Source organism: Chryseobacterium sp. HNCC26DJ239 (genome assembly GCF_057180445.1).
Genome location: NZ_JBXUGJ010000003.1, coordinates 308,195 through 326,571, shown reverse-complemented (window position 1 = coordinate 326,571; position 18,377 = coordinate 308,195). Strand labels below are relative to the sequence as shown.

At 34.5% G+C, this 18,377-nt stretch carries 17 protein-coding genes; 8 read left to right on the top strand and 9 right to left on the bottom strand.

Features of this window, described 5'->3' with window-relative positions:
- Both AC2A1D_RS08165 and AC2A1D_RS08160 read right to left on the bottom strand, forming a co-directional pair.
- Positions 1 to 1,161, bottom strand: a complete 1,161-nt coding sequence (locus AC2A1D_RS08165) for an efflux RND transporter periplasmic adaptor subunit (protein WP_484043138.1) — start codon at positions 1,159 to 1,161, stop codon at positions 1 to 3.
- Between the two features lie 327 nt (positions 1,162 to 1,488).
- The gene (locus AC2A1D_RS08160) at positions 1,489 to 2,085 is read right to left on the bottom strand and encodes a TetR/AcrR family transcriptional regulator (protein WP_484043137.1); all 597 of its coding nucleotides are present in this window, start codon (positions 2,083 to 2,085) and stop codon (positions 1,489 to 1,491) included.
- 148 nt (positions 2,086 to 2,233) lie between these two features.
- On the opposite strand from AC2A1D_RS08160, the gene AC2A1D_RS08155 reads away from it, so the two are divergent.
- Together AC2A1D_RS08155 and AC2A1D_RS08150 are read left to right on the top strand one after the other, a co-directional pair.
- A complete protein-coding gene (locus AC2A1D_RS08155) occupies positions 2,234 to 2,791 on the top strand; it encodes a thioredoxin family protein (RefSeq protein WP_484043328.1) in 558 nt (185 codons plus the stop codon).
- A 165-nt stretch (positions 2,792 to 2,956) separates the two neighbouring features.
- Positions 2,957 to 3,748, top strand: coding sequence for a DUF4197 domain-containing protein (locus AC2A1D_RS08150; RefSeq protein ID WP_484043136.1), 792 nt, complete (start codon positions 2,957 to 2,959; stop codon positions 3,746 to 3,748).
- A 159-nt stretch (positions 3,749 to 3,907) separates the two neighbouring features.
- Here AC2A1D_RS08150 and AC2A1D_RS08145 read toward each other — a convergent pair whose 3' ends face one another.
- A complete protein-coding gene (locus AC2A1D_RS08145) occupies positions 3,908 to 4,813 on the bottom strand; it encodes an AraC family transcriptional regulator (protein WP_484043135.1) in 906 nt (301 codons plus the stop codon).
- 123 nt (positions 4,814 to 4,936) lie between these two features.
- On the opposite strand from AC2A1D_RS08145, the gene AC2A1D_RS08140 reads away from it, so the two are divergent.
- From AC2A1D_RS08140 to AC2A1D_RS08130, 3 genes are read left to right on the top strand one after another with little or no spacing between them, the layout of a single operon-like run.
- Positions 4,937 to 6,166, top strand: a complete 1,230-nt coding sequence (locus AC2A1D_RS08140) for an MFS transporter (RefSeq protein WP_484043134.1) — start codon at positions 4,937 to 4,939, stop codon at positions 6,164 to 6,166.
- Entirely contained in the window at positions 6,167 to 7,651 is a 1,485-nt protein-coding gene (locus AC2A1D_RS08135) for a trehalase family glycosidase (RefSeq protein ID WP_484043133.1), read from the top strand.
- A gap of 21 nt (positions 7,652 to 7,672) precedes the next feature.
- Positions 7,673 to 10,111: a TonB-dependent receptor gene (locus AC2A1D_RS08130; protein WP_484043132.1), complete on the top strand. Its 2,439-nt coding sequence runs from the start codon at positions 7,673 to 7,675 to the stop codon at positions 10,109 to 10,111.
- A gap of 97 nt (positions 10,112 to 10,208) precedes the next feature.
- Here the strand turns inward: AC2A1D_RS08130 and AC2A1D_RS08125 are convergent, their stop codons facing one another.
- Complete coding sequence (locus tag AC2A1D_RS08125) at positions 10,209 to 10,850, bottom strand: MBL fold metallo-hydrolase (RefSeq protein ID WP_484043131.1); 642 nt, start codon at positions 10,848 to 10,850, stop codon at positions 10,209 to 10,211.
- 73 nt (positions 10,851 to 10,923) lie between these two features.
- Here AC2A1D_RS08125 and AC2A1D_RS08120 point away from each other — a divergent pair, with 73 nt between their 5' ends.
- Complete coding sequence (locus AC2A1D_RS08120; protein ID WP_484043130.1) at positions 10,924 to 12,135, top strand: type IX secretion system plug protein; 1,212 nt, start codon at positions 10,924 to 10,926, stop codon at positions 12,133 to 12,135.
- 117 nt (positions 12,136 to 12,252) lie between these two features.
- Here the strand turns inward: AC2A1D_RS08120 and AC2A1D_RS08115 are convergent, their stop codons facing one another.
- From AC2A1D_RS08115 to AC2A1D_RS08100, 4 genes are all read right to left on the bottom strand, one after another.
- Positions 12,253 to 12,519, bottom strand: a complete 267-nt coding sequence (locus tag AC2A1D_RS08115) for a hypothetical protein (protein WP_484043129.1) — start codon at positions 12,517 to 12,519, stop codon at positions 12,253 to 12,255.
- A gap of 3 nt (positions 12,520 to 12,522) precedes the next feature.
- A complete protein-coding gene (locus tag AC2A1D_RS08110; RefSeq protein ID WP_484043128.1) occupies positions 12,523 to 12,753 on the bottom strand; it encodes a hypothetical protein in 231 nt (76 codons plus the stop codon).
- A 169-nt stretch (positions 12,754 to 12,922) separates the two neighbouring features.
- A complete protein-coding gene (hemH, locus tag AC2A1D_RS08105) occupies positions 12,923 to 13,945 on the bottom strand; it encodes a ferrochelatase (protein ID WP_484043127.1) in 1,023 nt (340 codons plus the stop codon).
- 86 nt (positions 13,946 to 14,031) lie between these two features.
- Positions 14,032 to 14,910, bottom strand: coding sequence for a NifU family protein (locus tag AC2A1D_RS08100; RefSeq protein WP_484043126.1), 879 nt, complete (start codon positions 14,908 to 14,910; stop codon positions 14,032 to 14,034).
- Positions 14,911 to 15,100: 190 nt separating this feature from the next.
- Here AC2A1D_RS08100 and AC2A1D_RS08095 point away from each other — a divergent pair, with 190 nt between their 5' ends.
- The gene (locus AC2A1D_RS08095; protein ID WP_484043125.1) at positions 15,101 to 15,619 is read left to right on the top strand and encodes a gamma carbonic anhydrase family protein; all 519 of its coding nucleotides are present in this window, start codon (positions 15,101 to 15,103) and stop codon (positions 15,617 to 15,619) included.
- A gap of 124 nt (positions 15,620 to 15,743) precedes the next feature.
- Here AC2A1D_RS08095 and AC2A1D_RS08090 read toward each other — a convergent pair whose 3' ends face one another.
- Complete coding sequence (locus tag AC2A1D_RS08090; protein WP_484043124.1) at positions 15,744 to 16,184, bottom strand: hypothetical protein; 441 nt, start codon at positions 16,182 to 16,184, stop codon at positions 15,744 to 15,746.
- Positions 16,185 to 16,250: 66 nt separating this feature from the next.
- On the opposite strand from AC2A1D_RS08090, the gene AC2A1D_RS08085 reads away from it, so the two are divergent.
- Positions 16,251 to 18,371, top strand: coding sequence for a helix-turn-helix domain-containing protein (locus AC2A1D_RS08085; protein WP_484043123.1), 2,121 nt, complete (start codon positions 16,251 to 16,253; stop codon positions 18,369 to 18,371).
- The last annotated feature ends 6 nt before the right edge of the window (positions 18,372 to 18,377 follow it).

Here is an 18,377-nt window from a genome sequence, read left to right as displayed (position 1 = left end):
TTACAAAGGTTTCGCTTTAAGCAAGCTATCTGAAGAAATAGTTTTAGGTTGAATTGCAACTCCGTCTCTCAAAGCACCAATACCAGTAAAGACAATTTTATCTCCCACAGAAAGTCCTTCAGAAATAAAATAATAGCTTTCGGTTTTGCCAGAAATCGTCACTGGTTTTCCTGTCACTTTTTGATCTTTTCCTACGATATAAACATAAGTTTTATCCTGAATTTCAAACGTAGACTCTTGTGGAATCACCAACGTTTTATCGAATAACTGAGGCATACGAACTCGTCCTGTATTTCCTGTTCTTAAAATTCCATTGGCATTCGGGAACACTGCACGAACACTTATTGCACCAGTAGTTTTATCAAACTGTCCGTCTACAATACTCATTTTTCCTTTTTCAGGATAAATACTGTTGTCTGCAATCACAAGATCTAACATGGGCATATTTTTAAGCTTTTCGTTCAGCGTTGCTCCTGGATATTTCTTTTGGAAAGCAATAAAATCTAGCTCACTCAAAGAGAAATACGCATAAATTTCGCTGATATCAGACAATAAAGTCAGAGGATTAACATCTGATCTTGAAATTAAACTTCCTTTTTTGTACGGAATTCGTCCGATGTAACCGCTTACAGGCGCTGTAATGGTTGTAAATCCTACGTTAATTCTTGCGCTTCCTACAGATGCTTTTGCTTGTGAAGCTGCGGCAACTGCTGCTGCATAATTTGCTTTTGCGGTTCTCAGCTGTACCTCAGAAACTACTTTTGCTGCAACGAGAGGCTCTAATCTGTCTACCTCAACTTTGGCTTTTTGAATGTTTGCATTGGCGACTTGAAGATTGGCAGAAGCCATATTCATTTGCTCTCCGTAACTTCTAGAATCTATTTTAAATAAAGGCTGTCCCGCTCTTACATATGCTCCTTCTTCTACATAAATTTTATCTAAATATCCGTCAACCTGAGATCTGATTTCCACATTATTTTTCCCTTCCAAAGCAGTTGGAAATTCCTGATAAACTGTTGCAGGAGCTGTAATTACAGTATAAACCGGCAATGCAGGAGCAGGTGGTGCTGCATTAGAACTTTCTGTAGCTTTGGTACAATTTTGTAAAAGGATAATACTTGCAATAAGTACAATAAACCTTGTTTTCCCCAATATTTTCATTTTGATTTTTAAATGTTTAATTATGTGTTAATTTAAATAATGTTGTTTTTATTTTGAATTCCGTTATATTTCCTAACAGTGTTAAAAAAATAGCCAAAAAAAATCGAAATTGTTTTAGGCACGATTAGAAAGTTGTATTCATGATAATCAATGTTTTAAAGTGTTATTTTAATTTTATAGTTAGATATGGTGAATTGTGTTATACAATCTAACACTGTTAATTGCTTATTAAAAAAAATATTTCATTTTTTATTTGTGCAAATGTAGTTACAAAATAATTGTTGTGTTAAAAAATCTAACAGTGTTAATTATGATTTAAAAAATAAGTTACAAAGCTTTAATATAAGCTGAAACAGTTTCATCCAAAGTAGTCTTATTCATCGTACTTGGGATATCGTCATTTCGCATCATCATAATCGAAATTAAACCATGTACCGCAGAAAACAATGCGTGAGCAGAGTGACAAGCGTTATCAGAATTGGTTCCTTTCTTCAAGATAATTTCAAACGTACAATCAAAAAGTAAATCTTGAAACGAAGAAAATTCTTCTTTCATTAAACCTTTACCGCTGCATTGCATTCCAAGACCAAACATTAATTGATAGTATTCTTTATTCTTAAAAGCAAAGTTCCAATAAGCGTCTACAATTGCTTTTAACTGATCTTCCGGATTGCTGAACTTGCTTTGTGCTTTCAGCAAATCGATATGCAGACAATGGAAACCGTTAACTGAAATTTCGTACAAAATCGCTTCTTTGTTTTCGAAATAATCGTACACAACAGGCGCACTGTATTCTATCGCATCCGCAATTTTTCTAATGGAAAGAGACGCCCAACCTTCGGTTTTAGCCAAAGTGAAAGCCGCGTCCAAAATACTTGCACGGATAGATTCTTTCTCCCTTTGACGACGTTCATGTACTCCCATGATTCTTACTTAACAGCGTTAGCAAAACTACAAACTTTTACGCATATCCTCCAAATAAAATTTTAAATTTACCTGAAAACAATTTTTTACAACATCTTAAAATCATGATTAATAAAAGAAATTTTTATCTTTGCCAACAAATAAAAAAATTATGGATACTCCCTCAAATATGCTTGCATTAGGAACTAAAGCACCGTTTTTTGAACTTCCTAATCCGTCTGCAACCAACGAAATACAGTCTCTTGAAGAACTAAAAGGCGAAAAGGGAACCTTAATTATCTTCATGTGCAACCACTGCCCTTTTGTGCTTCATATTATTGATAAATTGACCGAACTGTATGAAGATTACAATGAAAGAGGAATAGAGTTTATCGCAATTAATGCGAACGATATCGAAAAATATCCTGCAGATTCACCAGAAAAAATGATTGAATTTCAAATCGACAGAAAGTTTGATTTTCCTTATCTTTTTGATGAAAGCCAAGCGATCGCAAAAGCTTACAACGCTGCTTGTACGCCAGATTTCTTTTTCTTTGATGACAAGCTAGACCTTGTTTACAGAGGGCAAATGGACGATTCTAGACCAGGAAACAACAAAGACCTTACCGGTGAAGATTTAATTATCGCCTTCGAAAATCTTTTGGCTGGAGAACCGCAAGAAGAAATTCAAAGACCTAGTTTAGGTTGTAATATTAAATGGAAGTAATTTTCAGAACAATATAAATGAAACTGCTCTTTTTGGGCAGTTTTTTTGTTTCTTCAAAGCTTCTTTAAAAATAGCAAAGAGCAAATAATAATTTACCTCTTTAATTTTTATTGAAGATGTACTTAACTTATCTACATCATTATTATCTAAAATCAAATTCAACAAATGAAAAAATCGATTATTTTACTATCCACATTTGCTTTTGCAATATCTACACAAGCGCAGCTCACCAACATTCTGAATACTGTAAAAGACAAAACCGGTGTAGACGTTACCAAAGTAACCACAAAACCAACGACAGCAACAACCACTTCCAGCTCTTCTTCAAGCGTGAATCTTGGAGATCTTACTTCCACACAAATTTCATCAGGATTAAAGGAAGCTTTAAATCTTGGAGTAAAAGAAGGAATTACAAAATTGGGTGTACAAGACGGTTTTTACAAAAATGAAATGGTGAAAATCCTAATGCCTGAGAAACTGAAAATCATCGATACCAAACTTCGTGCAATAGGAATGGGAAAATTAGCAGACCAAGGCGTTGTACTTCTCAATCGTGCAGCGGAAGATGCGGTGCAAGAAGCTACTCCAATTTTTACCAGTGCCATTACTTCGATGTCTTTTGCAGATGCAAAGAATATCTTGTTGGGAAGCAACAATGCAGCGACAACGTATTTACAAACTAAAACTCAAAGTCAGTTGTTTACAGCTTTTCAGCCAAAAGTGAAGGCTTCTTTGGCAAAAGTGGGAGCAGATACGGTTTGGAAAAGTTTAATTTCTAAATACAATCTTGTAACAGGGCAAAACATCACTACAGATTTGAATGAATATGTAACCAACGAAACCATTAATGGTGTTTTCAAAATGGTGGCAGAAAAAGAAAGCGGAATCCGAAATAATTCTGTAATGAGAACAACCAGTTCTCTACAAAAAGTTTTTGGGGTTTTGGACAGTAAATAATTTAACGAGAAACATATATATAAATTAAATAGCGCTTTGAGAAAGGTGCTATTTTTTTTATTTCTAAAATTATATTTTTAAGTTTTCGTTATAAGAACCTCGAAATAAAAAGTTTCTTCTTTTAAGCTTTCACGACGACATTCTTTAAAACCATTCTCATCAAAAACCCTCACGAATTTCGACTTCTTTTTCTACTTTAAGGTCTACTTGTACTTTATTATGGCTAAAATTTTTCATAAACTCAGACGGTGTTTTGTCGGTATATTTTTTAAACATTCGGTTGAAGTACGTTACATTATTAAAACCACAACTGTAGCTGCATTCTGAAATACTTTTGTCTTGCGCCATCAAGAGACACGCTTTATTGATTCTGAAACGATTTACAAACTCTGTAAAAGTAATGTGTGTTGCTTTTTTAAAGAAATTACAAAACGCAGGAAGCGTAAGATTTGCCAATTTCGCTACCTCTTCAATCTCGATCTCTTTATCATAATGTTGTTCTACATACGTAAAAATATTCTCGAGCCTCGTTGTATTTTTAGAAATAATCGTGTAAGGCATTACTTCGTTATTTAAAAGTGTAAAATCTTCACAAGCGGAAAGCTCAAAGAGAATTTCAAGCAACAAAATATACCTTCTGTAACCTTCGGATTCGAGCATTTGCCTGAGTTTTGGAAGAATTTTATTTTTTATTTCTTCGGTGAAAAGAATTCCATATTTAGACAATTCCAATAGTTTTTTAATGGAAATAGCATCCACTTCACGAAGCGGAAACTGCAAAATTTCTTCCCTAAACTGCAAAACAATCTCTTCATGTGGGTCTATGGAGTTCAAGCCAAAACCAGAATGCGGAATATTAGAACCAATCAACACCAAATCTCCGTTGGTATAATTGCTTTTATGATACCCAACATGGCGAGTTCCACTCCCAGAAACCACACAAACCAACTCTATTTCGGGATGATAATGATACTCCCATTTGAATTCTGAAATCGGTCGATTATTATGAATAGTACAAAAAGAACTTCTTTCATCGGGTTTTACGCTTTCAAAAGTAACTTTCATTTATTTAATCAAAATATTTACACTAAAATAGTAAATATATTAATATAGTTCAAATATTGATTTATAATGTTAAATTAACGTTAAGCCAAATGCATATATCTTAGCCCCCAAGAAATGATAACCATGAAAAATTTCAACATTAGGGGCGTTTTATTTTTAAATTATTTTGTTTTTGCCATTCTTTTGAATTCGGTAGGAACGGTAATTTTACAAGTACAGCAAAACTTTGGGATTTCGAAATCTGGCGCAAGTATTTTGGAAGGTTTTAAAGATTTGCCTATCGCCATTTGCTCATTTCTTTTGGCTTCATTTTTACCAAGAATCGGTATTAAAAAATCGATGCTTATTGCTCTTTTTATGGTAAGTTGTGTATGTTTTGTGATGCCTTTTGCCAATGCTTTTTGGTTTTTCAAACTGCTTTTTTGCGTGGTGGGAGTTTCTTTTGCATTAATAAAAATTTCTGTGTTCACTTCAATTGGTTTGGTTACCAAAACAGATAATGAACATTCAAGTTTTATGGGTTTTTTGGAAGGTTTTTTCATGGTGGGCGTTCTTATGGGGAATGTTTTATTCAGTCTTTTTATTGATGATAAAAACCCAAAATCTACAGAATGGCTAAATGTTTACTGGGTTTTAGGAGCACTTTCTAGCCTTTCATTCATCTTATTATTCTTCACAAAACTAGACGAACACGAGTCTAAAAACGAAAAAACAAATTTAATTGGCGATATCAAAAACAGTGTAAGCTTGTTCAGCTATAAAAAAGTATTGTTCTTTTTACTGTGTGCTTTTCTGTTTGTTTTGGTAGAACAAAGTTTCCAGACTTGGACTCCAACATTTTATAAAGAAATTCTAAACGTTCCCACTTCTATGAGCATTCAAGCGGCGGCAGTTTTGGCAAGAGCTTTTGCATTGGGAAGATTTTTATCGGGCTTTTTCTCGAAAAAATTCAGCTGGATTTATGTCGTTTCCTTCTGTGTAATTGGTTTTGCACTTAGCATTATTTTAGTTCTTCCGTTAACGCATAACATTCATATCGACGAAAACACAAATTGGTTCAATGCGCCTTTACCCGTGTATTTATTTCCTTTAATGGGCGTTTTACTCGCTCCAATTTACCCAAGTATCAACTCGGTAATTTTAGCATCAATTCCTAAATATTTACACAGCTCCATGAGCGGACTTATCGTCGTTTTTTCTGCCATCGGCGGAACAATCGGTTCGATGATTACAGGTTTTGTATTTCAGGAATTCAGTGGGCAAGAAGCGTTTTACCTTTCACTAATACCACTTTTTTTACTGATTGCTTCGGCAATTATCATGAATAAATTAAAAATAAACCCATCTAAATAAATGAAAACACAACTCTACATTCAAGATATTCAGGTTTTATTTGACGACATTCAAAGGTCAAAAATTTTTGATGACCAAAAAACGATGACTGATGCATTGCCGCTTTTTGATATCGCGGAAATAAACTCAAAATACCATCAGCAAAAAAAAGAAGAACATTTTGATCTAAAATCTTTCGTGCTCTCAAATTTTGATTTTTTGGGAACAAAAACTGTAATTAATCGACCGGAACAACTTCCGATTGAAGACCATATCGAAAAACTTTGGGATGAATTAACAAGAACTGCAACCGAAGAAAAAGGAACTTTAATTAAACTTCCGAAGCCCTACATTGTTCCTGGAGGCCGTTTCAACGAATTTTTCTATTGGGACAGCTACTATATCATGTTAGGACTTCAAGCTTCGAACAGAATAGAAATGATGGAAAACATTATTGAAAACTGTTCTTACCTCATCCAAACTTTTGGTTTTGTGCCGAATGCAAGTAGAACCTACTTTTTAAGCCGTTCTCAACCACCTTATTTTTCGTTGATGCTGGATTTGCTTTTTGAAACCACTCAAAACGAAAACATTTACACACAATATTTCGACACCCTAGAAAAAGAATACGCTTTTTGGATGAAAGATGCTGAAAATTTAGACATAAATACTCATTCTAAAAGAGTTATAAAAACGCAAACTGGTGATATTTTAAACCGATATTACGATACTGAAAATACACCTCGCCCAGAAAGTTATTTAATCGACATTGAAGATTCTGAAGGAGCAGGGGAAGAATTTTACCGAAATATAAGAAGCGCCTGTGAATCTGGCTGGGATTTTTCGAGCAGATGGTTTGCAGACGGAGATAATATCAAAACCATTGAAACTTTACATTTAGCGCAAGTAGATTTAAACTGTCTTCTTTGGCATTTAGAAAAAACTTTAGCAAAAACCGCATCATTATTAAATTTTACAGAAAAAGAAAATACATACCAAGAAAGGGCAGCAAAGCGAAGAAAGATAATTAACAATTATTTCTGGGACGAAAAAGCAGGAACTTACAAAGATTATCACACTCTTAAAAACACAAAAACATATTCTGAGCATGTTGCTGCCCTTTATCCTTTATTTCTGAATCTTTCGGATGATGAACAGGCAAAATCTGTTGCCAAGATTATTGAAGAAAAATTTCTTTACAAAGGAGGCTTGGTTACCACGACCAAAAACTCTGGTCAACAATGGGATTTCCCGAATGCATGGGCGCCTTACCAATGGTTAGGTTACAAAGCCATGAAAAATTACGGTTTTGATGACCTTGCTGAAAAAATTAAAAAAAACTGGTGTCACAACGTTGAAAGAGTGTACAAAAACACTTCCAAACTCATGGAAAAATACAATGCTTTAGACACAGAAAGTATCGCAGGAGGCGGAGAATACCCCAATCAAGACGGTTTTGGATGGACGAATGGCGTTTATTTAAAATTAAAAAAACAGAAAAATTAATATTATAAAAATCAACTGACTATGAAAAGAAAATCGCTTTTGCTACTCACAGGTGTAGCGACTTTTTACTTCAACCAAACTTTTGCACAGGAAACTGTAAAAGATTCCATTAAATCTAACAATCTTGAGCAAGTGGTTATTACGGGTAACTCAAATCCTAAAAAGAAAATAGAATCTGCAACCGCCATCACAACATTTGGTGCAAAGGAAATCCAGAAACAAAACCCAATAAGTGCGGCAGCTTTGCTACAACGCGTTCCTGGTTTTGCGGTGGAAACTTCTGGTGGTGAAGTTGGGAACAACCTTTTTGCAAGAGGTATTCCTTCTGCGGGTGCGTACGAATTTGTACAGGTACAAGAAGACGGCCTTCCTGTGTTTGAAGACGGTGCTTTGCAATTTGCAAATGCCGATAATTTCTTTCGTGTAGACAATACAGTAAACAGACTTGAAGCTTTAAGAGGAGGTTCTGGCTCTATCTTCGCCAACAATTCTCCAGGAGGTTTAATTAACTTTATTACCAAAGAAGGAAGCAACAATTTTAAAGGAACAGCAAAGCTAGAAACCAGTACTTACGGATTAATGCGTACGGATTTAAACGTTGGTGGCGCTTTAATTCAGGATAAATTGTTCTTCAATGTGGGTGGATTTTACAGAACAGACGACGGAATTAGAAACACAGGTTTCAAAGCCAATAACGGCGGACAAATCCGAATGAATCTGAAATATGTTTTCGACAAAGGTTATGCGAAAGTATATTATAAAAAACTGAACGACAGAAATACATTCTTCTTGCCGATTCCTTTGGTTCAAAACGGAAACGATTTAAAAGAATTCCAAAATTTTGATGCCAATTATGGAACATACAGTTACAGAAATATCAGTCAGTTGAATATTCCGCAAGCTGGAGGTGGTTTTTTCAGCAGAAATCTTGAAGATGGAATTCATCCAAAAGTTGATGTAATGGGCGCTGAATTTAAATACGACCTTGGTAATAATTTCTCTGTTTTAAACAAAACGAGATACACCAATATCGACATGAATTACACGGGAATTTTCCCTGCAGGAGGACCACAAACAGCTGCTGATTTTGCTACTGCAAACGGGATAACAGGAAGTAATTATCAATATTCTTTGGTAAGTAATGGTGCAGTTGTAAATCCTGCATATGTTCAAAAGTTAGGTTTTTGGGCGATTGATAAGCAGATGAATAACTTTGTGAATGATTTGCAGTTCAATTATAAATTCGACAAAGGAAATATGACGGCTGGTTTTTATAAATCGAACTGGAGGTCGCATCAATACTGGAACTGGAGTAATATTTTAACAACCGCAACAGACCATCCGGAGCTTCTTAATTTGGTTGATACTTCTCTTGCTTCTACAGATACAGGTTATTCTAAAACTTACAACGGAGTTACCAATATGTCGTTTTTACTGAGAGATTCTCAGGTTCAAGGTAGTTTGAACGACCTTTATTTAAATTTAGATTATAACATCACCGAAAAATTGAATTTCAACGGAGGAATTCGCTACAGCAGAGATTTTTATAAAGGTTACGGAGTAAATACAACCACTTCAAATCTTAACAATTCTGGCTTAACAACAGACGGAACCCATGATTTCTCTACCACAACTGCAGACGATAACATGTCGGTTTTAGGGAACAAATACACATATTGGAATTATGACGTAAGCAGAGTATCTTTTACAACCGCTTTAAATTATAAATTCAACAGACAAAATGCGGTGTACGCAAGATTTTCAAACGGTTTCAGATCTCCAAATGAAGAATCGTATTACAACAATATGAATAATCTTTCGGCGATTAAACCTGTTACAACTAACCAGTTAGAAATAGGATATAAATACTATTCAAAAGCATTTGATTTAACGGTGATTCCGTTCTACTCTACGCTTCAAAACCTTTCATTTACAGATGTTTACAGCGATGGAACATCAGAAAACAAATTTGCAAACACGCGCAACTTAGGAGTTGAATTGGAAGGATACGCAAGACTTTTCAACAATCTATTGGAAATAACTTTCAACGGAACAGTGCAGAGTCCTAAATACAAAGATTTCACAGGAAGAAATTCGGACGGAACTACATTTGATTATGATGGAAATACCGTGAGAAGAATGCCAAAACTGTACTTCAACATCTCTCCTGCCGTAAATATTACCAAAGAATGGAGAATGTACGTTAGCATGAATTACTACGGAAAACGTTTCCAAGACGAGAAAAATGCACAAACTTTACCTTCTTTCTCTGAAGTTGGAGCAGGAACTTCTTATCAACTAGGAAAAATTCGTTTTGCGGTAGACGGAACCAACATCTTCAACACCATCGGAATTACAGAAGGTGATCCAAGAGCGGGTTCTCCTTCTGGAGACGGAATTATTATGGCAAGACCAATTATGGGTGCTGCTGCAAGAGCTTCGATTACCTTAGATTTTTAATTTTAACACTCAACCACACATTCATATTTAAGAAAACCGTCGGGAAATTTTCCGACGGTTTTTATTTTTAAATTATTTACAATCAAAGGTTTTTGATTTATTTAAAGAAAGGATTGTATTGTTTTTCAAAACCAATTTGAGTTGGGTTTCCATGGCCGGAAAAAACTTGCGTTTCATCATCCAATACAAAAAGTTTAGTTTTAATACCTTCGATTAATTGTTCGTAATTGCCTTTATATAAATCTGTTCTACCGATACTTCCTTCAAAAAGTACATCTCCAGAAATAATAAATTTATGATTCTCATTGTGATACACCACACTTCCCGGAGAATGTCCCGGAACATGATAAATTTTAAATTTTTCGCCATAAAAATCTAATTCATCACCTTCTTCCACATATTCTACCTCTACTTTTATTGGGTTAAGATTCATTCCAAACCTTAAACCACTCGCAGGAAATTGGTCTAAAATCTCCTGGTCTTCTTTATGCATTTTCACAGGAACTTTAAAGGTATCAAAAGCCCATTGCAAACCCATCACATGGTCGATATGCGCATGCGTAAGCAAAATATTTTCGATGATTAAATTATTCTCTGTGATAAATTTTTCAATAGTATCGGTTTCTTGTTTTGCCCCATTTCCAGGGTCGAAAAGCCATGCTTTTTTAGTTTCATCATTATAGAGAATGTAAGTATTTTCGCTCGCAAAATTGAATACGAAACCCTGAATCTGCATCATATTTTTAAGATTTTTTGTCATTCAAAAATACAATATTACGGCTAAATAGCTATTTTTCTTTATCTTCGTCATAATGAAAACGTTAAAGATTTTTATATTCAGCTTAAGCAGTCTTGCTTTTGGTCAGAAAATACAGAGTATACAGCTCTTCAACCCACAAACCAACGACGAAACGCCCGTTATTACAATGAACGAGCAGTTGGTTTTGAGTTTTGACGACCTTAGCAACGGAAGTACAATTTACCGTTACACTTTAAAACATTACGACAGAAATTGGCAAGACGACAATCTTTTCTTTACCGAAATTGCTACCGGAAATATGAACGGATTATTAAACCAGTTTGATTATTCTTTCAATACACTTCAGCCTTATACGCATTATAAACTGACGTTTCCGAACGATAAAATACAGCCAAAAATTTCAGGAAATTTTGAAATTATTGTGTACAAAGATTCTGCAGACCAGCCTTTATTCAAGAAAAGATTTAGCATTTATGAAAACGGAGTCGCTTTAGCTTTAAATGTAAGCCGTATTTCAGACCCGAGAAAACCTGAAGTAAAACAAAGAGTTGAAGTACAAGCCACTGCAACAGGAGGCGATATTTCTTCCAACGTAAATTCGATGTCGCTGAATGTGATGCAAAATAACAACCCAAATGTTGTTGTTTTCAACCAAAGACCGAGTTCTACAATGGGAAATCAATTGCTTTTCCAACAAATGAATTTAAGTTTTCCGGGGAATAATGAGTTTTATTATTTCGATAATAAAAACATAAAAATGCCTGCAGATATGGTGAGAGCCACCGATATTATTGATGGCGTTAATCAAACTTATCTTCATGCAGTTTGGGCATATCCTTTAGATTATCAATATCAACCAGACGTAAACGGAGCTTGGTACTATCGTAGATACGACATTGGCAACGAAAGAAATGCAGAGCGTGAAGCAGATTACGCCGTTGTTCATTTTTCTTTAGATTCTGAACCAATGGACAAAGAAATTTATGTTTTGGGCGGTTTTAATGATTTTAAAGCTTCGAAAGAATACCAAATGATTTACGACCAAGAACAGAAAAAATATATTGCAAAAATCTTTATGAAACAAGGTTTCTACAACTATATTCTTGCCACAAAAGAAGCAAATGGCACTTTAAATTTCGGAGAAATTAACGGTAATTTTTGGCAAACGGAAAATCTTTATCAGGCTTTTCTTTATTACAGACCTTTTGGAAGAAATTACGACGGACTTATTGGCTACGGAGAATACAGAACTCCTGTGAGGTAAAAAACAAAAACCCTACAGCAAGCTATAAGGTTTTTGAGGATCAACTGTCTTTTTAAAGACTCACAGAAAAATAAAATATAATATGTCAACAAACAAAGGTTCTTTTTAAAAGGGCCTTTAATTATTTTCTTTAAAGACCGCAGTAATCAGCAGATTATCATTATCTTCGAAAACATAATGAATATTAATGGGTAAATTTTCGGTTTTATACACCTGCATTTCCGTGCTTTTAATATCCATTTGTACTGATTTTTCTACAATTTGCTCTACTGAATTTTTCAAAACATCAAGAAAAAATTTATCTTTTTTCTCGGTTTCTGCATTGAAGACGCGCATCAACATGCGAATGTCGTTCTTTGCAATCGAAGACAAAAGTACTTTCATGACTTAAGCGCAAATCTGTTCAAGCTCGTTTATGTTTTCAAAAAAATCAAGTTTTGTCTTTGGGTTTTCGGCATGAAACTGAATCCTGTAAGACACCTCATCCATTTGAAATTGCGGAACATCTGAAACAACTTGAGTTTCTACTTTGTCGAAAATTTTAGACAACGCTTCTAGCAAATCTGGACTAAAACTATCGAGCTTATTTTTTAAATTTTCAATTGTAGCCTCCATCATTTTATAAATTTTTAGTTGTTGTTTTGATGAGATAAAGGTAAGAAAAAAAATATTAAACAACAACAAATACCCCTAAAATTTTTAGGGGTATTTGTAAATATTTTTATTTTTAAAACTATTTTAACTTAAAAAAATAGGGGTAAATTAAAAAAAATAATAATTTTAGAGTTTACACCCTATAAAAATCGTTCAATTTTTCTTCACAAAGTATTTTTACAACTTCCACCCATCTATCTTCATCATTCAAACAAGGAATATAATGGAAATTTTCACCTCCACCATGTAAAAACTGCTCTTTTCCCTCAACAGAAATCTCTTCTAAAGTTTCCAAGCAATCTGAAACGAAAGCGGGACAAACAATTGCCAAGTTTTTAACACCCTTTGAAGCCAAAGTTTCTAAAGTTTCGTCTGTATAAGGTTCAATCCATTTATCTTTTCCCAATCTAGACTGGAAAGAAACAATAGTTTTCTCTTTAGGCAAACCTAATTTAGCAATCACTAACTGCGTTGTCTGAAAACACTGATGTCTGTAACAAAATTGATGACTCGGGTTTTGGTCTCTAGAGCAACAATCGTTTAAATTACAAGTTTTAGTAGGGTCTGTTTTGAAAATATGTCTTTCTGGAACACCGTGATAAGAAAATTGTAAAGCATCGAAATTTTCCGGCAATTTTTCACGAATACTTTCAGCAAGACATTCTATATAAATATCTCTATTATAAAAAGGCTGAATATAATTAATCTTAATTCCTGGAAAATGTTTTTTTCTTACCTCTTCTGCTTTTTCGACAACCGTTTCGGTAGTACTCATCGCATATTGAGGATACAAAGGGAAAAGCACAATTTCAGTAACACCTTGCTCGGTAAGTTTTCTTATTCCGTTTTCAATGCTTGGTTCTGCATAACGCATCCCGATTTCTACAGGAACATCTACCAATTTCTGAAGTTTTCTCTTAATTTTTTCTGTAATTACGATAAGCGGCGAACCTTCATCAGTCCAAACCGTTTTATACGCTTCCGCAGATTTTGCTGGTCTTGTTTTAAGAATAATCCCCTTCACCAAAAGTGCACGAAAAAACCAACGATAGTCGATTACGCGCTCATCCATTAGAAATTCATCAAGATATTCTTTCACATCCGGAACGGAGGTAGATTTTGGCGACCCAAGATTTACTAATAAAATTCCTTTCATATATATAAGTAATGGGTAATAAGTAATGCACAATAAACAATCCGCAAGCAAATTATTTATCAACCATTACTCATTACTAATATTTTTTATCCGTTTACAGCTTCTACTTTTTCTACTAAATCTGGCACGAATTGCTTTAAGATATTTTCAATTCCTCCTTTTAAAGTAGCGGTAGAACTTGGACAACCTGAACAAGCTCCCTGTAAAAGCATTTTTGCTGTTTTATTTTCTTTATCGTATTCCATCAACGAAATTTTACCCCCATCATTTTCTACAGCAGGTGCAACATATTCGTTTAAGATATCAGAAATTTTTTGCTCATCATCTGTATATTCTCTGTTGATGATTTTTTCAACAGGACTTTCATGCTTTTGAGCTTCAATATTAGAAATTTCACCACCGTTTTGTAAATATTCGGCCACTTTTGCACGTACAGCAACCATTACTTCATGCCATTCAACAGAAGAATTTTTAGTTACCGCCACAAAATTATCCGAAATAAAAACTTCCTGAGCAAAATCAAACTCATCGAAAAGTGCTTGAGCCAAAGGAACTCCAGCTGCTTCATCACGAGATTTCACTTCCACAAAACCATCCAAAAGCATCTGGCTCGCTACGAATTTCATCACATTCGGATTCGGAGTCATCTCTGCATATACTTGGTACATTTCTTTCTTTTTTTGAAGATAAATTCTAGGATTTGCCAACAACTCGTCTTCAATTACATTTTTAAGACTTTCCGCAACATGTTCCCACTCTATTGTATCTTGTTTTGCAACAGCAACAAAATTAGCCGTGATAAAAATTTTCTCCACAAAAGGATAGTTGAAAAGCTCCTGAGCTAAAGGAATTTCTGAAACATCAGAACTTCTATCCAACTCCAAAGAACCCGGAATCAAGTTGTAATCTGCTACAAATTTCATCACTTTTGGGTTTTCGGTTGGTTCTATAAGTATGGTACGCATTTTTTATTTAAATTTGAGTGTACAAAAGTACGGATTTTAGAATGGAGACAAGGGAATCACGAATTAGATTTTTGCTATGATGATTATCAAAATTTAGACTTAAAATTCTTTTGGTTTGAAAGAAAAGAGTCAAGAAAATGCAGCCTTCAAAATATATCCGCTAAGACTTTGAAAACGATCAAATTAAAATATGGCTTTAATAAAAGAACTTTTAGGAAAAAAACCTCAAATTGGGGAAAATACTTTTTTAGCGGAAACAGCAACCATCATCGGAGATGTTACTATGGGAAGAGATTGCAGCATTTGGTACAATGCGGTGATTAGAGGGGATGTTCATTATATAAAAATGGGCGACAAAGTAAATATTCAAGACAATGTAATGCTTCACTGCACCTATCAAAAACATCCTTTAAACATTGGAAACAACGTATCTATCGGTCATAACGCTATTGTTCACGGCTGTACTATTAAAGATAATGTTCTTATCGGAATGGGTTCTATTGTAATGGACGACTGTGTTGTTGAAGAAAACTCAATTGTTGGCGCTGGTTCTGTGGTTACACAGGGAACTCACATTAAATCTGGTGAAGTTTGGGGCGGCGTTCCCGCAAGAAAACTGAAAGACATCAATTCTCAACTTTTAGAAGGAGAGGTAAACAGAATTGCAGATAATTATGTAAAATACTCGTCTTGGTATAAAGAAGATTAACGCACCTTTTTCCTTGGCGCAATTAAAAAAAAGACTTTGAATCACTTTTCAAAGTCTTTTTTTTTAAAATTACAAAGTTTAATTTTTTCTCACAAATTAGCCGTTCTCTTTACCTAATTTTTCATCAAGGATAAACCAAAACCGCTTTTCCCGCTTGACATCTTACCGAAACAGGCTCTGAAGGAAGCATACAATCTGAAGTAATGCTGTATTTTTTATTATAAGCAATCATTTTATTTTTAAAATCATCCAATTTAGCCAAAATCGAAGCTTCTCTACTTTTAGGATAAGCAATGTAAGAAATCGGACCTCCACAAGCTTTTGCTCCAATAGGTGCAAAACTCCATTGCTTCCCATCTGTACATTTTTCTTTTGCAATTTCATTATCGATAATCGACCTTAAAAGATCCAACTGAGCTTGATCGTACTTTCTACTATCTTCATCTACAGGTCTTTCCGAAATATCTTTTGGCAGAGTTTCTGGGTCCGGAGCTGCAGTTTTACACGAAAACAACATTAAAACAAAAGCAAAAATTGAAAGAAATTTCACAAAACTATTTTTCATTATATCATTTTTTTAAAAGAAATCAAAGCGTATGCCTTCATAACATTTTTTGTAATTTTGACCTCGATGAAGGATCATTTTTTTGAATTAATTGAACATACCAACCGAAGCGTATTTTTAACCGGAAAAGCAGGAACAGGAAAAACCACTTTCCTGAACGACTTTGTAAAGCGTACCCGCAAAAAACACATCGTAGTTGCTCCCACCGGAATTGCCGCCATTAACGCAGGTGGCGTAACCGTGCATTCGATGTTTGGACTTCCGTTGCGAACATTTTTGCCAACTACCGATAGAATCGACACCAATATTGCGAACAATATTTTCGACCTTCAACAACATTTCAAATATAGAAAAGATAAATTAAAACTTTTGCGCGAAGTAGAAGTTATTATTATCGATGAAGTTTCGATGTTGAGAGCCGATGTTTTGGACATGATGGATCATTCTTTGCGTTTTATCAGAAGAAACATCCAACCTTTCGGTGGTGTTCAAATGCTTTTTATTGGCGACCTTTATCAGCTTCCGCCGGTGGTGAGAGATGAACATGTCTTAAAAATGTTTTACAACTCGCCTTTCTTTTTTGATAGTTTAGCAATAAAACAACTTTCTTTATTAACCATTGAACTCACGAAGGTTTACAGACAAACCGATGAAGAATTTCTAGAAATTTTGAACGCTATTCGTGACGGCGATATTGCCAATATCAATTTTGATGAATTAAACAAAAGATACGACCCCACCTTCGATTCTGGGGAACAACCTTATGTTTACCTCTGCTCTCACAACAAAATGGCAGACGATATCAACCAGGAAAAACTGGAAGAAATAAAACTGACCTCTTCTACGTATGAAGCGAAACTTTTTGGTGATTTTAAAGAAAACCAGTTTCCGAATGAGCAGTTTTTAGATTTAAAAATTGGCGCGCAAGTCATGTTTATCCGAAACGACATTTCGGGAGAAAAAAAATATTACAACGGAAAATTAGGAGAAATTTCAGCTTTATCTGATAACGAAATTAAAGTCGTGCTCGAAGGAAGCGAAAGAGAAATTACCGTAAAAAGAGAAGTTTGGGAACAGAAAAAATACTTTTTAGATGGCGAAAAAAACATCAAAGAAGAAGTTTTGGGAAGCTTTGAGCAGTTTCCGATAAAATTAGCTTGGGCGGTTACGATTCATAAAAGCCAAGGTTTAACCTTCGATAAAGTAATTATTGATGCCGGAAAAAGTTTCACGGCAGGACAAGTGTATGTCGCGCTTTCCCGTTGCCGAACTTTAGAAGGAATTGTTTTAAAATCGAAAATCACCCCGGAAGTAATTTTCAAAGACAACCGTATTTTGAAATTCCAGGGAGAAACTCACGCAAATAATCAGGTTGAAAATATTATTCATCAAGAAAAATACGATTACAGCATCAAAAAAGTGTTGAGAACTTTAGACTGCAATTGGTTTTTAAAAGAAGTTGAAGAATACAATAACCGCTCTTTGGTAACGAAAAGTATCGACCGCGAAAAAGCGAAGAAACTTTATCAAGAACTAAAACACGAATCGGTAAATCTTGTAAAAATCTTCACCAAACTGGAGAGAATTCTGAACCAAAAAATCGCAGGTTTCATCCAAAAAACTGAAGAATGGACAGATATTGAAAGTAAATCGAAAGGTGCCGTAAATTTCTTTTTTACAGAAACAAGAGACAAAATTTTCAATCCTTTAAAAGAATTTTACGCCGAAATAAAAGGCGCAAAAGGTTTAAAACAATACAATGAAGATTTAAAAAACTTCCTTGAAGACATCGAAGAATATTTGAATAGCTTAAAGGAAATTCATTTATTGGAAACCAGATTGCTTGACGAGAAAAACGATAAAGAAGTGAATTTGAAAATTGCAAAAGTTCCTTCTCAGGTTTTAACGTTTCAACTTTTTGAGCAAGGAAAAACCATCGCGGAAGTCGCACTAGAAAGAGGCTTGGTAAAAGAAACCATCATCGGGCATCTCGCAAAATACGCAGAACAGGGCCTTTTGGATATTTCTAGAATTATTACTTCAGATAAAATTAAAAAATTTGAGGAAGAATTTTACACCCAAAAACACGAAACCCTTACCGAATGGAAAAATGCTTTGCCATCAGATTTTGAATTTAATGAAATCAGAATTTTGATCAATCATTATAATTTTAAGAATGGGAAATGAAAATCC